Origin of the sequence: Vibrio sp. 10N.222.52.B7 (assembly GCF_041474275.1) — a bacterium.
Lineage (GTDB): Bacteria > Pseudomonadota > Gammaproteobacteria > Enterobacterales > Vibrionaceae > Vibrio > Vibrio crassostreae_C.
Genome location: NZ_JBFRTU010000159.1, coordinates 1 through 1,032 on the forward strand (window position 1 = coordinate 1; position 1,032 = coordinate 1,032).

1 protein-coding gene is annotated in these 1,032 nt (G+C 40.6%); it reads left to right on the forward strand.

The features are described from left to right. Positions 1–119: 119 nt before the first annotated feature. The coding region (locus tag AB4512_RS21990; RefSeq protein ID WP_372175671.1) for an ISAs1 family transposase at positions 120–1,032 on the forward strand (913 nt) is incomplete at its 3' end.

Consider the following 1,032-nt stretch of genomic DNA (forward strand, 5'->3'; position numbering starts at 1 on the left):
GATGTTTCCACTAATTTGTACACTGAAGTCACAACAAATTCAATACATTCAAGATCGATTTGATGATCAGATTTAGGTGTGATCATATACTGTTTTTTAACAGCAGATATTTAGCCATAATGAATGGATTAAGCCTTTTGGACCATATTTCAGTTATTCGAGACCCTCGCCAAGCTTGGAAAATAGAGCACACGCTAACCGACATTATCTTCTTAACAATTGCAGCAGTGATTGCTGGTGCTGAAGGTTGGGAGGATATTGAAGATTTTGGTGAAGATAACTTGGAATGGCTTAGGCAGTATGGTGATTTCAAACAAGGCATACCAGTACACGATACCATTGCCCGAGTTATCAATCTTATTTCCGCCAAGCAACTGCAACGATGCTTTACTGCGTGGATGAAAGACTGTCATGAGACGACAGAGGGTGAAGTGATTGCTATCGACGGCAAAACTCTCAGAGGCACATACAACAAAGACAAGCGTTGTGGTGCAATCCATATGGTTAGTGCCTTTAGTGCAGCAAACCAAGTTGTACTAGGACAAGTGAAGACTGCGGATAAAAGCAATGAAATAAAAGCGATCCCTGAACTGCTTGAAATGCTTTCCTTGCGAGGTTGTTTAGTGACTATTGATGCTATGGGATGCCAGAAGGATATAGCTGAAAAGATAGTCGCTCAAGATGCAGATTATCTCTTAGCGGTAAAAGGTAATCAAAAACGATTGGAGCAAGCGATTAGCCAAGTGTTTAATTCTAGTATGATTAATAGTTTTGAAGGTGATAAATACGTCACTCAAGAGAAAGGGCATGGTCGTACAGAAACGCGTTTGAGTATGGTTGTTCACAATACAGATTTCTTAGGCTATATAGCGTTTGATTGGGCTGAACTCTCCACAATTGGTATGGTCGTTTCAATTCGTCAAGAAGGTGATAAGCCAGCAGAAACAATGCAAATCAAGCACTACATAAGCTCAGCAAAACTAACGGCTAAAGCTTTACTAGAGAGCACGCGAGCACATTGGAGCATTGAAA